Origin of the sequence: Planococcus salinus (genome assembly GCF_003719725.1) — a bacterium.
GTDB lineage: Bacteria > Bacillota > Bacilli > Bacillales_A > Planococcaceae > Planococcus > Planococcus salinus.
Window position 1 is genome coordinate 472,781 of record NZ_RIAX01000001.1, and the last position, 16,663, is coordinate 489,443.

At 40.0% G+C, this 16,663-nt stretch carries 21 protein-coding genes and 1 pseudogene; 8 read left to right on the top strand and 14 right to left on the bottom strand.

Annotated elements, in window-relative coordinates; translation table 11 throughout:
* Positions 1-88: 88 nt before the first annotated feature.
* Positions 89-538, bottom strand: a complete 450-nt coding sequence (locus EEX84_RS02350) for a GNAT family N-acetyltransferase (protein WP_123163956.1) — start codon at positions 536-538, stop codon at positions 89-91.
* Positions 539-680: 142 nt separating this feature from the next.
* Positions 681-932: a sigma factor-like helix-turn-helix DNA-binding protein gene (locus tag EEX84_RS02355; protein WP_123163957.1), complete on the bottom strand. Its 252-nt coding sequence runs from the start codon at positions 930-932 to the stop codon at positions 681-683.
* A gap of 550 nt (positions 933-1,482) precedes the next feature.
* Between EEX84_RS02355 and EEX84_RS02365 the strand changes: the two are divergent.
* The 4 genes and pseudogenes from EEX84_RS02365 to EEX84_RS02380 all read left to right on the top strand — a co-directional run bounded on the left by EEX84_RS02365 (position 1,483) and on the right by EEX84_RS02380 (position 4,718).
* Positions 1,483-2,604, top strand: a pseudogene (locus EEX84_RS02365) (serpin family protein).
* Between the two features lie 219 nt (positions 2,605-2,823).
* On the top strand, positions 2,824-4,086 hold the full coding sequence (locus EEX84_RS02370; protein ID WP_123163960.1) for a serpin family protein: 1,263 nt from the start codon (positions 2,824-2,826) through the stop codon (positions 4,084-4,086).
* 149 nt (positions 4,087-4,235) lie between these two features.
* The gene (gene relB / locus EEX84_RS02375; RefSeq protein ID WP_123163961.1) at positions 4,236-4,448 is read left to right on the top strand and encodes a type II toxin-antitoxin system RelB family antitoxin; all 213 of its coding nucleotides are present in this window, start codon (positions 4,236-4,238) and stop codon (positions 4,446-4,448) included.
* 6 nt (positions 4,449-4,454) lie between these two features.
* Positions 4,455-4,718 carry a type II toxin-antitoxin system RelE family toxin gene (locus EEX84_RS02380; RefSeq protein WP_123163962.1) on the top strand — a complete coding sequence of 88 codons (264 nt, stop codon included), beginning with the start codon at positions 4,455-4,457 and terminating at the stop codon, positions 4,716-4,718.
* A 258-nt stretch (positions 4,719-4,976) separates the two neighbouring features.
* On the opposite strand, the gene EEX84_RS16470 is transcribed toward EEX84_RS02380, so the two are convergent.
* From EEX84_RS16470 to EEX84_RS02410, 7 genes are all read right to left on the bottom strand, one after another.
* Positions 4,977-5,147 carry a hypothetical protein gene (locus tag EEX84_RS16470; protein ID WP_158599061.1) on the bottom strand — a complete coding sequence of 57 codons (171 nt, stop codon included), beginning with the start codon at positions 5,145-5,147 and terminating at the stop codon, positions 4,977-4,979.
* Positions 5,148-5,663: 516 nt separating this feature from the next.
* Complete coding sequence (locus tag EEX84_RS02385; protein ID WP_192892908.1) at positions 5,664-6,161, bottom strand: kinase; 498 nt, start codon at positions 6,159-6,161, stop codon at positions 5,664-5,666.
* Between the two features lie 143 nt (positions 6,162-6,304).
* The gene (locus tag EEX84_RS02390) at positions 6,305-6,808 is read right to left on the bottom strand and encodes a DNA topology modulation protein (protein WP_123163964.1); all 504 of its coding nucleotides are present in this window, start codon (positions 6,806-6,808) and stop codon (positions 6,305-6,307) included.
* 118 nt (positions 6,809-6,926) lie between these two features.
* On the bottom strand, positions 6,927-7,790 hold the full coding sequence (locus EEX84_RS02395; protein WP_123164045.1) for an aminoglycoside phosphotransferase family protein: 864 nt from the start codon (positions 7,788-7,790) through the stop codon (positions 6,927-6,929).
* A gap of 212 nt (positions 7,791-8,002) precedes the next feature.
* Positions 8,003-8,569 carry a hypothetical protein gene (locus tag EEX84_RS02400; protein ID WP_123163965.1) on the bottom strand — a complete coding sequence of 189 codons (567 nt, stop codon included), beginning with the start codon at positions 8,567-8,569 and terminating at the stop codon, positions 8,003-8,005.
* Positions 8,570-9,083: 514 nt separating this feature from the next.
* Positions 9,084-9,392, bottom strand: a complete 309-nt coding sequence (locus EEX84_RS02405) for a hypothetical protein (RefSeq protein ID WP_123163966.1) — start codon at positions 9,390-9,392, stop codon at positions 9,084-9,086.
* A gap of 165 nt (positions 9,393-9,557) precedes the next feature.
* Entirely contained in the window at positions 9,558-10,616 is a 1,059-nt protein-coding gene (locus EEX84_RS02410; protein WP_123163967.1) for a tetratricopeptide repeat protein, read from the bottom strand.
* A gap of 440 nt (positions 10,617-11,056) precedes the next feature.
* Here EEX84_RS02410 and EEX84_RS02415 point away from each other — a divergent pair, with 440 nt between their 5' ends.
* The 4 genes from EEX84_RS02415 (at position 11,057) to EEX84_RS16570 (ending at position 13,657) form a co-directional block, all read left to right on the top strand.
* Positions 11,057-12,004: a hypothetical protein gene (locus EEX84_RS02415; protein ID WP_123163968.1), complete on the top strand. Its 948-nt coding sequence runs from the start codon at positions 11,057-11,059 to the stop codon at positions 12,002-12,004.
* Between the two features lie 24 nt (positions 12,005-12,028).
* Entirely contained in the window at positions 12,029-12,349 is a 321-nt protein-coding gene (locus EEX84_RS02420) for a DUF3784 domain-containing protein (RefSeq protein ID WP_123163969.1), read from the top strand.
* A 117-nt stretch (positions 12,350-12,466) separates the two neighbouring features.
* Positions 12,467-12,901 carry an immunoglobulin-like domain-containing protein gene (locus EEX84_RS02425; protein WP_123163970.1) on the top strand — a complete coding sequence of 145 codons (435 nt, stop codon included), beginning with the start codon at positions 12,467-12,469 and terminating at the stop codon, positions 12,899-12,901.
* Positions 12,902-13,183: 282 nt separating this feature from the next.
* The gene (locus EEX84_RS16570; RefSeq protein ID WP_192892899.1) at positions 13,184-13,657 is read left to right on the top strand and encodes a hypothetical protein; all 474 of its coding nucleotides are present in this window, start codon (positions 13,184-13,186) and stop codon (positions 13,655-13,657) included.
* A gap of 45 nt (positions 13,658-13,702) precedes the next feature.
* On the opposite strand, the gene EEX84_RS02435 is transcribed toward EEX84_RS16570, so the two are convergent.
* From EEX84_RS02435 to EEX84_RS02455, 5 genes are all read right to left on the bottom strand, one after another.
* Positions 13,703-14,143, bottom strand: a complete 441-nt coding sequence (locus tag EEX84_RS02435) for an immunoglobulin-like domain-containing protein (RefSeq protein WP_123163971.1) — start codon at positions 14,141-14,143, stop codon at positions 13,703-13,705.
* Between the two features lie 34 nt (positions 14,144-14,177).
* Positions 14,178-14,546, bottom strand: a complete 369-nt coding sequence (locus EEX84_RS02440; protein ID WP_123163972.1) for a DUF3221 domain-containing protein — start codon at positions 14,544-14,546, stop codon at positions 14,178-14,180.
* Positions 14,547-14,576: 30 nt separating this feature from the next.
* Positions 14,577-14,978 carry a DUF3221 domain-containing protein gene (locus tag EEX84_RS02445; protein WP_123163973.1) on the bottom strand — a complete coding sequence of 134 codons (402 nt, stop codon included), beginning with the start codon at positions 14,976-14,978 and terminating at the stop codon, positions 14,577-14,579.
* Positions 14,979-15,180: 202 nt separating this feature from the next.
* Positions 15,181-15,411, bottom strand: coding sequence for a DUF456 domain-containing protein (locus tag EEX84_RS02450; protein ID WP_123163974.1), 231 nt, complete (start codon positions 15,409-15,411; stop codon positions 15,181-15,183).
* A 16-nt stretch (positions 15,412-15,427) separates the two neighbouring features.
* Positions 15,428-16,540 (bottom strand): DUF1835 domain-containing protein, encoded by a 1,113-nt coding sequence (locus EEX84_RS02455; RefSeq protein ID WP_123163975.1) that lies wholly within the window; start codon positions 16,538-16,540, stop codon positions 15,428-15,430.
* Positions 16,541-16,663: the final 123 nt, after the last annotated feature.

Genomic DNA, 16,663 nt, shown 5'->3' on the forward strand with positions numbered 1-16,663 from the left:
GCAATCAGCTGACAGCAAACGAACCACCGACATGCTCAAACTACTGACAAAAAATATTTTCAGAAATTCAACATCCTACATTTGAACCTCATATATCATTCGCCCAGTATTTTGAGTAATGAAGCATCTCTTCTTGCTCCATGCCCATCTGTTCATACAATTTCTGTGCTTTTTTATTGTCCTTCGCTGTTTCGAGTGTGAGATAACGGGCTTCTTTTTCTTTGCAATACTCATAGCACCGCTCTATTAGTCTTCTCCCGATGCCTTGCTGTCGAAAATTTTGATCGACATATAAATCATTCAGAATGTAAGCTCTTTGCAACGCGACTGATGAAAATGTTGGGTAGAGCTGCACAAATCCGGCCGGCTCCTCATTGATCAAAGCGATGAAAATAATCGACTCCTCTTTTGAGACCCGCTCTTCCAAAAACTCTTTTACAGCCTGTACATCTGTCGGCTGTTCAGTAAATTGTCTATACGCATCGAATAACGGAACGACTGAATGGATGGTAGCCATTGTGACTTGTTCAATATGCATGTCTTCGCCCTCTTTTCTTTTCATTTTTTGTTTTGCAACATTCAGCACGATAATAGATGTCATTCAAAAAGAGACCGAAATGAAAATAAGCTGTGATATTTTCCAATATCACAGCTTCCTGAATAAAATCCTTCCATTTACCTTATGAGACCACCCAGTCATTCCGCAAACCAATTGCGTAGGCAATCCGTTCAGCGACAGCCGCTTCCTTCAAGCCCATATGCCTGGCAATCTCTTCGTTCTCCATCCCCTGGAAAAATCTTCTTACGAGTATATCGCGGTCCAATATCTCTAAATCACACATCAAATACAAAAGTTCATTTCTATTATCCTTGGCAAACTTCTCCGGCGAATCTGGCAACAATTCTCCTGATTCTACATCATTCTTCTTCATTTCAGCCGCCTCCCATAATCTATAGCCGGTTCTCCATTCTTTATCCGACAATTGTTACATTAATTCCCATCGCATATACTTTTATTGTACTATAGATAACATTTTATAAAACCCATATTAATGGAATAAATAAGAAAAGTTTGAAAGTTCAAAGGGAAATTAACCTTGCGTTCAAATAATAACGAGTTGAGCAGGAAGAAAGAATTGGATTTACATCTCTTTTAAATTACATAAGTTAAATCAACATGCGGCAGAGAAATGGGAACAATCTCCTCTGCGGCTGGATTGCCTTTCTAAGGATTTTACGAACAATTCTTTCTGCCATGTCCTGCCCTATCATTAATAAACCTGTAACTTTTCCATCTCTTTTCCAGTCTGATGCAGTAAAGGAGGGCTACAGATGCAAAAAACCTTACAGTCATTCATTATCTTCGGACTGATGGCAGGAGTTGCGGGCTGCGGTACGACACAAGATGCAGCCAACTCCACCGGAACGGACAAAACAGAAACCCCCAGCATGGAAATTGGAAATGACATTGAGTACGGGGAGATGGATTATGAATTGATTGCGGACGCAAGCAACAAACTTGGCATGAAGATGCTGAAAGATTTATCCAGCGTGGAAGACGAAAATATCTTCGTGTCGCCAACAAGTTTATACATGGCGCTCGCGATGGTCTATAACGGAGCGGCCGGCGTGACGAAAGATGAAATTGCGGACGTGCTGGAAGCGGAAGGGCTTTCCCCTGAAGAAATGAACAAAGCAAATGCCTCACTCATCTCGATGCTGTCCAGTGATTCAGAGGACATTGAATTGAATATCGCCAATTCCATCTGGGTGAAAGACAATTATGAGTTTCTGGGGGATTTTACGAAAAGCAGCCAGGATTAATACAATGCGAAAATCGAAGCGATTGATGTAATGGATCCGGCTTCAGCGGATTTGATCAATGCTTGGGTCAGTGATGCAACCAATGGCAAAATTGAAGAAATGGCTTCCAAGCCGCTGCCCGGCAGTTTGGTGACCATGCTGCTGAATGCGATTTACTTTAATGGAAGCTGGCAGTTTCCTTTTTCCGAGGAATTAACAGAAGAACAGCCTTTCTACTTGTCTGACGGTTCAACAGCAGACGTGCCGCTCATGACATTACGCAGTGAGCTTTCTTACCTGGAAACAAAAAACTTTCAGGCAGTGTCGCTTCCGTATGGAGAAGGCGAAATGAACATGCATGTATTTCTGCCGGCTGAAGATTCTTCTCTCGACAAATTCAAAGCATCGATGAGTGAAGAAAAATGGGCCGCGTGGCTAACAGAATTCAAGGCGAAGGAAGGTACTGTGATGCTGCCGAAATTCGAATTGGAGTATGAAGTGAATTTAAATAATACTTTGCAGCGACTCGGCATGGAGACAGCCTTCAGCAGTGTTGACTTATCAAATATGTTTGAGGAAAGCAGCGGTTTGTTCATCAGTGAAGTGAAACAGAAAAGCTATATCGACGTGAACGAAAAAGGAACGGAAGCAGCAGCGGCCACTTCAATAATGGTCGAAGAATCTGGACCCGCAGAACCACCGTTTGAAATGAACGTAAACCGGCCGTTCTTCTTTGCGATTACCGATGAAGAAACCGGTGTGATTTTGTTCATGGGGTCGATTGAGAATCCGGTAAAATAGAACATCAAGTAGAGTGAACAAAACCCGTACGGTACGGGATCGGTTCACTCTTCTTTTTACCACTTTTTTAATTGTATATTAAGATTTATATATTAGGTCTGTGACTGTATTCATGTTTTTCTTTACTCAATAAAATCATTCACCCTAAAACGATTTCATCTATTTTGAAACTTTTCCACTTGTGCCCAGTCTAATGTGGTAAACGGGGAGGGCTGCCATATGAATCAAACATTGAAAATTTTGATGATGGCCGGACTGGTTTTTGGCCTGACTGCCTGTAATACGGCAACACAGCAGGCAAATCCTGAAACTGGCGGAGACGTGAAGAGTTTGGTGATTGCAGAAGATGTCGAGTATGGACAAGAGGATTACAAGAAAATCGTCAATGCGAATAATCAGCTGGGAATGGATCTGATAGCGCAAGTGCCGGCGGATGATTACGGCAATATGTTCGTATCTCCATTGAGCCTGTATATGGCACTGTCCATGCTGTACAACGGCGCAGCTGGCGACACAAAAGCGGAAATTGCGGATGTGCTTCATGCTACGATTTCACCCGATGAAATGAACAAAGCGAACGCATCGCTTTCGATGATGCTGGCCGGAAATTCCGACAGCGTTCAGCTCGCTATTTCAAATTCCATCTGGTTGAATCAGTCATACGACTTCCAACCGGAATTTGCCCAAAATACGCAGGATTACTTCAATGCCAAGACTGAAAAGATCGATGTGAGTGATCCTGAATCTGCCGACTTGATCAATGGCTGGGTGAAGGATTCAACAAACGGCATGATCGAGAAAATGGTGGAGAAACCGCTGCCCAAAAATCTGAAGACGATTCTATTGAATGCGGTTTATTTCAATGGTAAGTGGCACACACCGTTCGAGGAAAAAAACACCGAAGAGCAACCATTCCATCTGGCAGATGGGACAACTGTCGACATGCCGTTCATGAAGATGGAGCAACACTGGAGCTATATGGAGAATGACCAGTTCCAGGCAGTGGCTCTCCCTTATGGCGACTGGGAAGCCAGCATGTATGTATTTCTTCCGAAAGAACATTCTTCACTTGAAGAATTTAAAACTGCCTTGACGCCTGATAACTGGAACAACTGGCGCCGGTCCTTCAACACGGGAGAAGGATTGGTATCGCTGCCAAAATTTGAGATGGAATATGAGATACAGCTAAACGACGCGTTGATGGCGCTTGGCATGGAAACCGCATTCGGCGCTTCCGACTTGTCGAATATGTACGAGCAAGGCAGCGGCCAGATCAGTCACGTCAAGCAGAAAACGGCACTCAAAGTGGATGAAAAAGGTACGGAAGCGGCAGCCGTGACAGAAGTTGCAATCGCAGTATCCAGCGAACAGCCAGAACACTTCACTTTGGAAGTCAACCGACCGTTTTTCGTTGCCATCGAAGACACAGAAACAAGCACTATTCTCTTCCTGGGAGCTGTCTCGAATCCAGCAGTGGAATAAGGAAAAAATGATTTATATATATATCATTCCTGACTGCTTTCATTTGAACTGCTCCTACTTTGCTGTGTTCCAGCAAAAAATGTATTTAATTTTACAAAACCAAAATTATGTATTACAATGTATTACAAAGAATCTGAGGAGGTTTTTACATGGCGACTATATCATTACGGGTTGATGAGCGCGACAGCAAGCTGATTCGTGATTATGCTAAACTCAAAAAGACGTCTGTTTCCGATTTAATGAGAAATGCTATTATTGAAAAAATTGAGGATGAAATTGATTTAGAGAACTTTGACCGTGTACTCGATAGTATGGAGAAAACCCATTCTCTTGAAGACGTCAAAAAAGAATTGGGTTTATAAGCAAACATGTATACCGTTCGTTTTTCAGATGTGGCATTAAAGAAGTTGAAGAAGATGGATCGATACCAAGCGTCTTTATTGATCGGTTGGATCGAGAAGAACTTAGTGAACAGCTCAGATCCCCGTTCTCAAGGGAAACCGTTGGTCGCTAACCATAAAGGAAAGTGGCGTTACCGTGTTGGCGATTATCGGATCCTTGCGCTGATTGAGGACGAAGAGATTGTCATCACCGTTATTGATGTTGGCCACCGCAAAGACATTTACGATTAAAAAGAAGCCGCGTTTCTATTCAGGACCGCGGCTTCTTTTTATTCAGAATTACTTATAGGAAGAATCCATTCCTGTTTTCGCTGTACACCGATTTTTCTAACATCTTTTTACCTTGAAATTGTGATTTCTTTCGGATAGTTTTGTACTTAGCACTCTCCAAAATGATATTCACCTAAGTCTAGCAATATGTTAACTGAATAGCTATTTGAATCCTCTTGTAAAACGTCGGAACCAACGAGTTGCATGGTAAGATTCAAATCAATTCTCTTTCTCACGCTTGAGCTTTTCCTGTTCTTCGCGAAGTTGGCGCACTTCTTCTTTCAGTTTCCTTACTTCCTCTTTATCATCTTCTCTATGTCTCGTTGTCCCAAAAAATATTGCCATTCCAACTATAAGCAGGATAAATAAGACGTCAAATAAAAATACCAAAGTCTACCCCCTCCTCGAACTTTTGTCTGCTTGTTACAAGTACTTTGGGTATGCTCTCTGTCTGAGATGGCAATTTCGAGAAAAATTAACCGGATTAGTATGTTATGTACCAATCTCTTTTCCTTCTCAACTTCCAATGAAAATTAATTGAATTTATAATACTTTCATTTGCAGAAACCCTTTTGTGTCCCCCTTCACATATTACCGATTTTGGTATTCCACCAGAGAAGTCGTTCTCTTAGCCGACGACTCGATCTTTGTCCATTTCTTTACCCTTCGCTTTTAGAACAAAAAACCCTTCAAAAAGTTACTCCAATCATTCAGCAAAGAGACCAGATGGGGCAGTATCTGCGTAGTATTCGCCTCTTCTCTCCCTCTGTCTTCAATCAGCTTCTGATAATCTGAGGATATGTAAACTTAAATTTCTTCCTATGTAGGTGAATAAATCCGATTCAATAGTAAGTTCTAAAAGACAACTTCATGATTCTAGGAAAAATAAATAACAAACGGTCGAGATTACACTTCTACTTGAGTACAAATCAAGTCGAGTATATCTTTTTGAGTCATCTCTTCAGTTAGCATCTTTTCGCATTCTACGCCAAGCTGATCGTTGGGGCTCCACCAGGAACGCAACGACTCTTCCCCAAATTCCTCTGCTTGAGGGCGCGAATTATGGCGTTCGACTGTACTCTTAAAAGATAAATCAAAATAATAGATATAGGCATTTCCCTCATAAAAACGAATCAAGCCTTCCAGCATCTCTTTATAACGCTGTTTTACAAAAATTCCTTCCAAAATGACAAAATTACATTTTCCTTTGCCGTATTCGGTAATTTGCCTGATTAACTCTTGCGAAATGTTTCCTTCTCGATCACGAACCATCAACATTTCTCGTCGGACCATGTCTTGCGAAACCAAAAGAGTCCCTTCTCCAAAATGATGTTGCAGCCTTTTCGCTATGGTTGTTTTGCCACTCCCCGAATTTCCACGCAAGATAATGAGTGTTGTTTCTATTTGACCCACCCCTTTCCAAAGAGTTAATTGCTTACTTATCCAGCTATCCTAGTTCTTTTATTGTCGCTTCTTCATATCTTTCCTTCCTACTAAAAGCTAACAGTTAAATTTTATTTAAATTCTTGCACTTTTTCAGTCTAGACTTAGATAGTGTCTAAAAAATGCTGAGCTTCTTTCGGCGACTTTAAAATAATGATTGCTTTATCTTTTGGCAGTTTCTCTAGTCTCTGCAGAACGATAGGTCTTATTGTTTTAGGGTAATTCCAGATCCATTTAATAAAATTTAAATCGAACCTTTCTTCTACACCTTCTGCCATATCAGGTCTTTTTCTGTTACGGTATTGTACCATCCGTTTCAATGCCCGATATGTACAAAGGGTACGATTAAAATCTAGGAATATTACAGTGTCTGCCGCATTTAATCGAATATCCATGGTTCCGTTATAATTCCCGTCAATAATCCATTCTGCTTTCTTTACTAACTGGTGTTGAACTTTTCTTTGTTCTTCTTTCGAAGTTGGTTGCCAGTTCGGTTTCCAAAAAAGGGCATCCAAGTGATATACCTCTATATTCAACTTCGAACCCATCTCACGAGCAAGAGTTGACTTACCAGATCCTCCTGAGCCAATCAAAGCAATCCTTTTCATGGAATCCCCCATCCTTAAGCATGGTTTTTATAGTTATTGCCACTTTTTAATTTTTACATGCTTTTAATCAGCGTGCAGTCAGATGGCAGAAAACGATACCGATGATTCAAAAGCCGTTTTACCCTAAGATTTTTTTCAAGATAGTTAAATTCTCGTTGAGAAATGAGGCGTTTTTTTCAGCACCACGACGCTTGCACCAGCCAATACTATTGAAGGCATCAGTAAATTGATAAAATGGCAACACAGCGTCCATGTCGATTAAGGGTCTGATACTTTTATAGCCATCTTGATAGGACTGGTATAAATTCGTATCAAAGCATAGAAAATCACGATACAGTTTGGTGAAATCAACTTCTGTTGAACCAAATTGCACACTTTCAAAGTCGATTATGCCCGAAACGTTATCCTTATCCACAATGATATTGGCCGGACGAAAATCCATATGGAGAAAGCTTGGACCATCTGGAGAAGGAAGCCGTTGTTTCATTTCATTAAATTTCGCTATGCTTCGATCATACAAATGTGCGTCTATAATCTCTCTTACATCTTCAGCAAAATTGTAAAATTGGGTTTCAACAAAATTTAACCAGTTAGAAAATTCATTCTCTATACTCTTTGACTCGTTCTTAGCTGTTGGCTGAATGTTGTGCAGCGTAGCATGTAATACTCCGACTTGAAAGGCTACTGCTGATGAAGCTTGTAGTGTTAACGGCTTTCCTTTTAATTCAGATAGCAAAAATGCGCCTGGACATTCCTCATTACCAGACCAGTGAGCTAACATTTCCGGAATTGAAACTTTCCCCTTTAAGATTTCATACGCTTCCAATTCTCGCTGGTATTTCTCTTTTGTATAAGGGATTTTCACATAGACATTCTTACCATTAAGTAATTTACATTTATACACGTTTGAACTATAGGAATCTTCGACCTCATTTATTGCTAGTGTTTGTACTCCCAACTGCTCGAGAACTTCATCCAACATGAAACTCTCCGCCTTTCCCTTCAATTTGTTTCCTTTTCTAAAAGTAGTTCTGCTACTCATACCTGATTGTATTTGTCGGTTTAAATTTTGTGAATCACCTTACCGCGAAGGATATATGGAATTACAGATTTATCCTCTTTTAAACCTTCAGCTTCAGTCGGTATACTTGACAGTTTTTTGCGGGAGACTTTTAGTACGCTCGCTCACCGATACTACTGTATAGCCCCTTCAGCTGAAATTACTTCTTCATAATAGTCATGCAATAAACCATCAACGTCATAAGCCGGATTCAGATCATTTTCCAACGTTACTCCTTGGGCTACTATCATATGTAGTTTTCCTATTCTGGTTTCGAACTCCCTAAAGAAATTCAAAAGTTCTTCATGATCGCCTAATCGGATTTGTTCTCCTGTATATAATTCTTCTGAATTGGCAGTTCTAAGAACTTCTTCCCTGTATACTTCGAATTGGAACTTAAACTCGGGTACATCAGACATTCTCTTAAAGTTCAAATAGCCATTCAGTTCCCTCGTTTTCCCATTCAAACTTTCCAAGCTTTGGGCAATATCTTCTAACGTGTCTTGCTCCACTCTTTTCTCTTCAATAATTTGGAAGAGATCCTCCTGTAGAGCAGCCGTCTCCTCCTCCAAAACAGCAACACTGATTTTGGCGTAAGGTTCTGTAAAATTATTTAGTTCTTTCAATTTAAAATTTATAAATGATCCAATTACTAAACAGATCAATATAATAGATACGATGATGCTCTTCTTATATTTCAATACGTTCCCTCCTCCATAGTTGTCTTAAATAAAAATCGAATGTAATTCAATTCCTCTGCTTTTACATTCGAATTGTAAAAATAATTGTTAAGATGCTTCTCTTTATCCTAAGCACTTTATTATTCAGAATGGAGATTATTGGATACCTTAGAGGGATTGAAACATGAAAGAAGTAAATCAATGTCACTGATCCAGCCACTGTTACTTGATTAAATACCCGAAAGAAGTTTTATCCTGGGAAAACTAGTAAAACCACAAAGAAGACATTCACAAAATTAATTAGATTTTAAACATTCTTTACACTCCATAAAAATATGCTGATAATTTTATATTATTAAAATTACCAGAAATGTTGAATAATGTAATTTTAACATAGTGCTGAATTATTTTTCCCTAATTAAATGGAAAAAATAGAACCTCCAATTAGATGGAAGTTCTGTTTTTTGATTATTGTCTACTTTACCTACCAGCCAATTTAATAATACCTGCTAATCGAAAGGAATGTTCTCTAAATTTAAATAGGCTCGATCTTTTCGAGAAAGTGGTGTCCTGCAAAATTTTGTGGGACACTAAAAGTAACTTTTACTTTTTCTCCTTTTTCTAGCTCTTTGATTTCTCCCCAAATCATAGAAGTAGTATCAAATTTAATAATTTCGCCTTCTAATTTTATTTCAACCATAAAGGACTCACTTTCAATTATTCCAACGAATTCGCCTAATTCGGTATACACTTTTACCTCTCCAACATCGTTTGTGGGTTGGTCACAGCCATATAAAACGAGTGTAAATAGAAGTAACATTAAAACTAACCTCATTATTTTCATTGTTTGCCCCCTGAATATTTTTACTGTAACAAATTAGACGAAAACTTTCTTTGTTTGTTACAAAGGGCCTCCTTAATTCTTTATTAAATCCTTATCCTCAACCCCTATAAATCTCCAGCATTCCCGCTCCGTCAAGTTTAGCTTTCTTGTACTATTGAAAAAGACTTACCAACATCTGTATGAAAGATTCCATCCAATTTCCTCAAGAAAATCTTCCAGTGGAGGAAGCCTTTTCTTCGGTTGCCGGTTCGGCAGAAGAACCTCTTTCCGGAACTCCTTGAATAGCGATGGATCCATTTCCGGGAATTTCAGTTCCAGCCCAATTTTACTCCTTACATCAATCGCATCCAAGGAATCAATAATATATGCCGTCATGACTGGAAACTCCTGCTGAATAGAGGGGAGATTTGCATAAAAAGCACTGATAAAGTTATGGAGTTCAAAGTAAGATTTGTTCGGATCAAAGGCCCCATCAAACTTCCGCTCATGCTGCGGCGTGAACGAATGGGCACTTCCAGTCTCCCATATCCCGACCATCATCGCGAAAGCAGCCACTGCCGCCCGCCGGGTTTCATCGTCCGGATCCGTGAAGTGCAGATCATAGCGGTCAAACTCGAATACCCACGCGCCGTGAAAATACGTCGGCTCAAAAACTTTCAGTACATCTTCCACTTTCTCCACAATGGTCTTTTCATCTTCTGCAGTTTTAATTTCAGTACAGTTAGATGGAGCAGGATTTTTCTTGTTCTGAGGAAACTCCAGTCTGTTTCCGTGGTAATTGATTGCTTGACGGTTCAGCCAAATGTCTGGGTTCATCGTGGAATCGAAAAGAGCCTCTTTCATCCAACGCATCGCCTCTCCCGGGTTTCCCAAGTCGTATATGGTGAACGCATAGAATGCTTTCAGCAGACCGGCCTGCTCATACCGATTCATCCCTTTCTTCAATACTTCCCTGGATTCTGTAAGCCGTCCTTGCAGCCGGTGCAACGAGCCGATTTGAGCATAGGCATTTATCGCTTCCTTATGGGGCAGTCCAAGTTCAAGCGCTCGCTCGTAATAACGAATTGCTTCTTCATCAGCTAAAATATCGCAGCCCCACGCGCACTCATAATGCAGCATCGCATGTTTCGGATACTGCTTGACAAGCTCTGCGAGAAGACGGTTCGATTCCACCACTTCGCCTTCGCGGCGCAACTTCAATGCCGCTTTCAGCTCTTCCTCCATTTTGATCAACCCCTTCGTTGCAGCGGAGAACTTTTGTATGTACACTTATTCGATGCCCTTATAATCGGTAAAAACACGTCTCGTTGTCCTCGTACAACAAGGATATAGGATTCCGAAAAGTTGAACAAGAAAGGTATCCGTAACACTACTAAGGTTACCGTATGTTAGCTCGAAGGTAAAAAATCATAGGAATAAGTAAATTCTTCTTTTCACTTCTTTTATAGAATTTCTATGAGCGATCCTTGAGTGGTTTACGAATATATAACCTGAAACATCTCTTTAACGAAAACGTTCTAATTCTTATGGATAACGAGCTTCTTAAAAAAGCCTGAATACCATCAATCTAGTGATACCTTATGGATGAAAGAACATATTTCATTTCGATACTACAGGAGAAACAATAAGTTCATTCCTTCCGGAACAAAAAGGAGCTGGAAATGATGACAAGACACGAAACGATCACACTTGAACCACAGGCGGTTTTGCAGGATGAACTGACCGGCTATGCACTTCGGAACGCATCACTCGGTCCGGGTGACGAGATCTGCCTGCTGCTGGCAACTTCGGATCCCGAACTGATTGATGGAATGTTTCCGCAAAGCAAAACCGCAGAATTCATCGATTACAAAGTCGTTCTGCTCGCTAACGGGGAAAAGACGGTCATTCCCATCCGTCAGCAACCTTGGAATTATCGCTATATCCAACCTCTGGGCAATGATCAGCTCCTTCTTGTGTGTGCGAGAGCCACGAAATATGAAAATGGAGAAGCAGACGAAAACGCGAGAATCTTCGATACAAAAGGAAATTTCGTCCGCTCATTTTGCCTGGGAGACGGAATTGAACAGCTTTCTGCAACAGCAAACAAAAAGATTTGGACCGGGTATTTTGATGAAGGCGTGTTCGGTGGTCGCGGATGGGATGACCCCATTGGTAAACACGGACTGATCAATTGGAATGAATTCGGGGAAATCATCGACACATACGAACAGCCAGACAAGCATTTTGTCATGGACTGCCTGGGACTGAATGTACCTTCAGATGAAGAAGTATGGTTTAGTTGCGGGGTATGGGATTCCCAGATAGGAATCAGAAAAAACGGGAAAACGACTTATTACATGAATGAAGAAGTCCCCCTCTACCTTTCCGCTTTTGCCATGGATGATGATTCCCTGCTGTCCGATGATACAAGCCACCACAATGGAGTTTTTCATTTAGCTAAGCGGACAGGTGCAGCGTATCATAAAGTGAAAGAACTCAGTTTCACGAATACTGAGGGGAACAAAATAATCCCAATCCGTGTCAGTGGACGCGGATCTAAACTCTTGCTGCAGTGTGAAAAGGAAAGTTACTTGTTCGATTTGGCAGAGAAGAAATCGGTTTTTGAGTAAAGTTTACGAAAGGAGTTTTTCTTGTTGTTGGGATTTCTAAGTTTTGTACTAATCGTTCTTTCTGTTTTATTTTTTCTAATGGGATATGCCTATTTAACCGACAAAGCTGAAAGACTGATGATGTGGAGTTTTACAGGAAAAGTTGACAAGGTGACTGACAAAGAAGGATACAAAAAACAGCAGGGAAAGAATTCGATTCTAATGGGAATAATTTTCTTTCTGGTTCCAGTTTCTTTGTTACTCGTGAACAATTTTGAAACAAACCCAAAACTACTTTATCTATGGCTTTTTGTGTTAGCTGGTGTGACTATTACAAATGCCGTTCAGATTAGAAAGTATTTTTAGACTGGTTATTATGTAAATATCTTGAGTCATATTTTTACGAAAAATTACGGTGTAACTTTCAATCCGCAAAACATGCTAACACCTAAGGAATATAAGAAATATACAGGAGGTCATTCTTTGAAGAAAAATTATTTATTTTACTTCTATATAGTTGCTTTCATTCTTTTCTTAGTAGCTTGTCAAAGTTCCAGTCTTACCGAAAAAGCCCGTGATCAGGAAATCCCCATTTCACATGGTGGCATTACTGCCGAAACAGAAAAGGAACAATATTCAACTTCGGCTGAAAGAATTACTCTATTGATTCATAACGAAAGCGAAGAAGATCTAACTAGTGGAATCCGTCTTCATATACAAAAAAAAGTAGATGACATTTGGTATGAAGTTCCTTACCGTGAAGGTCCGGTTACGGAACAAGGAATCATTCATTCTGCTGGACAGACTTCTGCGCTAAGTTGTCCAACTAGTGAGTTAAAGCATGACCTGGCTCCAGGCGAATATCGGGCGGTCTTCGGACCAGTCGCTGCACCGTTTGAAGTAGTAAAGAAAAATTGAATGGTTCGTTTCTTTTATAAAAACAGGTAGTTTGAAATTTAATAACAACTCTATGTTTTACAATTAATGTAACTTATTTCTTTCAAAAACGTCCTAATGTAAAACAGAGTGGTATTGTAAATGCGTCATTTCGATTATGAGTGCTTGATTTGCCAATTGCCACGTAATCCTCTCATATTCTTTTTTCTAATGTCAGAAGTTCATTATCACAAATTTGCTTATCTCTTTACCCAGTGAACCATCTTATAACAAATAAATTTTTTAGAAGAAAAGGGTGATCCAATGAAAACCTTTAAAGCAGTTATGTTCGGTATTTTCTATGGAGGAATCTTTTCAGCTCTTTCAGCCTTATTGTTAACTGGAGGTGCAAAAACTGCAGCTGGAGGTGGAAGTTCTTTTTTAGGTGAAAGCTGGCTTTTCATCGCAATTCTCTTACCTTTTATTTTAACGTTCGCTCTATTGGGTTCCTACTTTTCTAAAATCCATAAAATCTCCAAGAAAAAAGTATGGATCATCAGTTTTGTTTCTGCATTCTTAATCAGCTTATATACAGGAACTATTGGCACACTGATAGGAGAATATATAGTAAGAGGCGGTATGGAAACAATTCTTGTAGGCCAGACTTTCCTTGCTGGAACTGTATATACGTTTGTATTGCTTCCGGTTACAGTACCTCTGCTTTGGCTGCTGATTACAGGTTTCGTGCAAGTGCTGCACCAATATCATTTAAGCAATATAGAGCATTTTGAAAAATAGAATACTAATTTACAAAGAATATCATAGCTGCAATTAAGCTATATTTCATTCTATTACTTCAAAATTGGCAGCCATGCCGGCAAAAGTTGCACGATACGCCCCTTGGGACAAATCATACTTCAGCTCATCAGTGAATAAAGTAATGGTGCTCGTATTATTTGGTGGATGGGATCTACCGACGGCTTCAATAGGTCCTGATTCTTTAAGAGGAAACTTATACCACTGCCCCTCCGCTTTTTTCTCCACCTCAAATAGCGTACCACCCAACGTTTCTTCGGAGTTATTAGTTATGACAAGCACGATTCTATCAGTCGATGTGGTATACGCATCTTTTTCGGTTCTAATCTCGATTCCGTCCTTTGATGACGGCAATTCCTGGACTTCCGCTTCTTCTTTTAAAACTTCCTGCTCGTTAAATAACATGAATGCTGCTGTTAAGCCGGCCAGAAATAACACAGCTATGCTGATGACGACCTTTTTATTCATTCCATCCCTCCTAATTCAAATACAGGCAGTAAAGTTAGCCGTCAATTTTTAATATCAGATTAGTGGAATCGATTCTGCCGGGACCCGTCTGTATTCCAGCAGAATCATAATATACCCTCACTTTTTCACCTGTTTCAAAGTCTGTTCCTGTTACACGATTAAAGAAAGGCACATCCACGAAAACCCCTTGAGAATTGGAAGCTCTCTCTTCCATCATGTCATTGATTTCGTTTTGTGTTTCGCCTTCGATTTCTTCTGGTGTAAGCATGAACACCCATACTTCGTTGTCATTCGCCAGATGAACATAACCTTCTTCCGAGTATTGATTCGACATCCAGAATCCGGTTCCAATCACCAGTAATGCTAAAATAGCAACAATAAATAATCCCGCTCTTTTTTTCATGAAACGCCTCGGCTCCTCTTCCGTTTTGATTTATTCTTCCTTATGGTTCATTTCCACTTTTTCCGCTGGCACCGTGAGTATGCCAGGTTCTTGATGCGGCTTTGCCCGATCCCACCAGGCTATTACTGCCTCTCCTTTCCCCAGATCCGGAAAATCGATGTCTTCATCCGTAAGCCAAATGGCGTTGTCATATGAATCTCCCGACAAAATTTCTCGAGAAGTCTTTTCCAGCGCTTCTTGTTGAGTGATGCCCTCGACAAGGAGAAACTTTTCATTTCCGCCTTCTTTGCCCTTGTCAATCACATAACCCTCCACTTCTTCCCACGTAGTTGGTATCGTATCTTCTCCGGTTTCTGCAGTATTTTGCGTTGTTGTTTCTCCACAAGCACTCGTGAAGAGAAGCAAAGTAATTGTGAGAGTAATTTTTTTCATAAGGCTCTCCTTTCTGCTTTTTTTCCTGTTATTACCTATTAGTCGATTTTGAATCCGAAATGTTACAAGCAAAGTCTTTGTAATGCTTGTTCGATTTCTTCCCAACTGAAAAATCCATCTTTTTGTAAGATGGATTTTTCCAGAAACATATATATGTATGGACAGAAAAATTATGTGGTATGATTTTTTAGAAGCTGTCCGATTATTCTTTCTGGTTTTTCTCCAGTTCCTTTATAGTTTCTTTAAGACTCACGATTTCATCATTAAATTTAAACTCCATTTTTTGCATTCTGCTTTCAAGCTTGATGGCTTTGTTTTCGGCTGCATTGGCGACTCCAAAGATTAACCCTAAAGCAACACCGAAGAAAACACCTAGGGGTCCTAAAAAAATCAATCCCAAAATCCCTCCTACCGCTACGTAAAGCACAGTCATTTTCTCACCTCTCCAATCATCGAAGTTTCACTGAATAATGGCGCATGGATTTGGGAATCCCTTTTAATTCGAATACTCCACTATAAACCAAATGACGAATCCGGTATTCCAGGTACAAATAGTTGATAAACTCATCTGTTTGCGTCACGATCTCTCCGATCAATTTTCCTGTTAAAACAAAATCTTTGGTTTCTTGCTTCTGATGCAGCTTTTCTAAAGTTTCGATGATCATGGAATCGAAATAATCTTCTGCAACGGTCCGAATCTGACCGTCGATCCATACACGTAATACTTCTTTCGTTTTGGAAAGTTCTTCCCATTCGCTTTGGTATTGCCTCCGTAATTCTTGCGTAAGCGGTCTGTCTTTTTTGCTGTTTTCAAAGAACTGCTGTAGTTTTTCTGCATCCAATTGCCCTGTATGGAAAATGGCCGGCTCGTCTTCGGCAGCAAAATATTTTTCATAAAGTTTTGTTGTGTTTAGAAGAAAAATCTCATTTGTCTTTTGCCCCAGCATATAAAGAAAGAAACGGAGACCTGTCTGTTCTTCGGCGTTGTCTCCACCCCAGATATAAATAGGTACCTGATTTTCTATATCTTCAATTTCACGCAGCGCATTCGTAAATTTCCCTTTATATTCATCGTCTTCCTGCTCAAAGTTAATATTCTCCAACAGCCATTCTTCGCGGAAACTTTGACCTGTTTTTTCTTCTAGCTTCCATAAAGGTCCAATTGAAAAAGCATCCGGAAAGCCAATGACAGTCTTTGGCCGTTCAAGTCCAATTCTCAACGAGCCTGCGACCGATTCTGAAACAACAAGATGAACTGCACCCACTTGCTTCTCCGGCTTCTTTAAATGACGGTTTTTTTGTATATGTTCGTTTATTTCCTCTGCTATTTCAGCCATATCTTCTTGGTTCAAAAAGAAACTCGTTCCTTCAATCGGCTGTTTTTCCTTGCGGTTGAACGTTTCAAACGTCTCCCCTTGTTCAATTTCAAACGCCTCCCACTTGCTGGGGTCCATCAGGTCCGAAACCGATACATATGTGTGAGTTTCATTGCGATAAACCAGAACGGTGGTGGGTTCCAGTAAAAAATAAATAAATGGATCGTTGATTTTTGTTTTAACCAAAACGCCCCTCCTTTTTCCTTTATTTTACCATATACACTTTTCAACCAATAAAATTTATCGGTAAATCACTTTCTTCTGAATTAAGTGGTAAGCATGAAATAAAACCGTATATCCTTGTAAATC

Coding starts and splice junctions, on each gene's coding strand:
- EEX84_RS02350 (WP_123163956.1), bottom strand. CDS start 538: ATGCATATTGAACAAGTCACAATGGCTACCATCCATTCAGTCGTTCCG.
- EEX84_RS02355 (WP_123163957.1), bottom strand. CDS start 932: ATGAAGAAGAATGATGTAGAATCAGGAGAATTGTTGCCAGATTCGCCG.
- EEX84_RS02370 (WP_123163960.1), top strand. CDS start 2,824: ATGAATCAAACATTGAAAATTTTGATGATGGCCGGACTGGTTTTTGGC.
- relB (WP_123163961.1), top strand. CDS start 4,236: ATGGCGACTATATCATTACGGGTTGATGAGCGCGACAGCAAGCTGATT.
- EEX84_RS02380 (WP_123163962.1), top strand. CDS start 4,455: ATGTATACCGTTCGTTTTTCAGATGTGGCATTAAAGAAGTTGAAGAAG.
- EEX84_RS02390 (WP_123163964.1), bottom strand. CDS start 6,808: ATGAAAAGGATTGCTTTGATTGGCTCAGGAGGATCTGGTAAGTCAACT.
- EEX84_RS02395 (WP_123164045.1), bottom strand. CDS start 7,790: ATGTTGGATGAAGTTCTCGAGCAGTTGGGAGTACAAACACTAGCAATA.
- EEX84_RS02405 (WP_123163966.1), bottom strand. CDS start 9,392: ATGAAAATAATGAGGTTAGTTTTAATGTTACTTCTATTTACACTCGTT.
- EEX84_RS02410 (WP_123163967.1), bottom strand. CDS start 10,616: ATGGAGGAAGAGCTGAAAGCGGCATTGAAGTTGCGCCGCGAAGGCGAA.
- EEX84_RS02415 (WP_123163968.1), top strand. CDS start 11,057: ATGACAAGACACGAAACGATCACACTTGAACCACAGGCGGTTTTGCAG.
- EEX84_RS16570 (WP_192892899.1), top strand. CDS start 13,184: ATGAAAACCTTTAAAGCAGTTATGTTCGGTATTTTCTATGGAGGAATC.
- EEX84_RS02435 (WP_123163971.1), bottom strand. CDS start 14,143: ATGAATAAAAAGGTCGTCATCAGCATAGCTGTGTTATTTCTGGCCGGC.
- EEX84_RS02440 (WP_123163972.1), bottom strand. CDS start 14,546: ATGAAAAAAAGAGCGGGATTATTTATTGTTGCTATTTTAGCATTACTG.
- EEX84_RS02445 (WP_123163973.1), bottom strand. CDS start 14,978: ATGAAAAAAATTACTCTCACAATTACTTTGCTTCTCTTCACGAGTGCT.
- EEX84_RS02450 (WP_123163974.1), bottom strand. CDS start 15,411: ATGACTGTGCTTTACGTAGCGGTAGGAGGGATTTTGGGATTGATTTTT.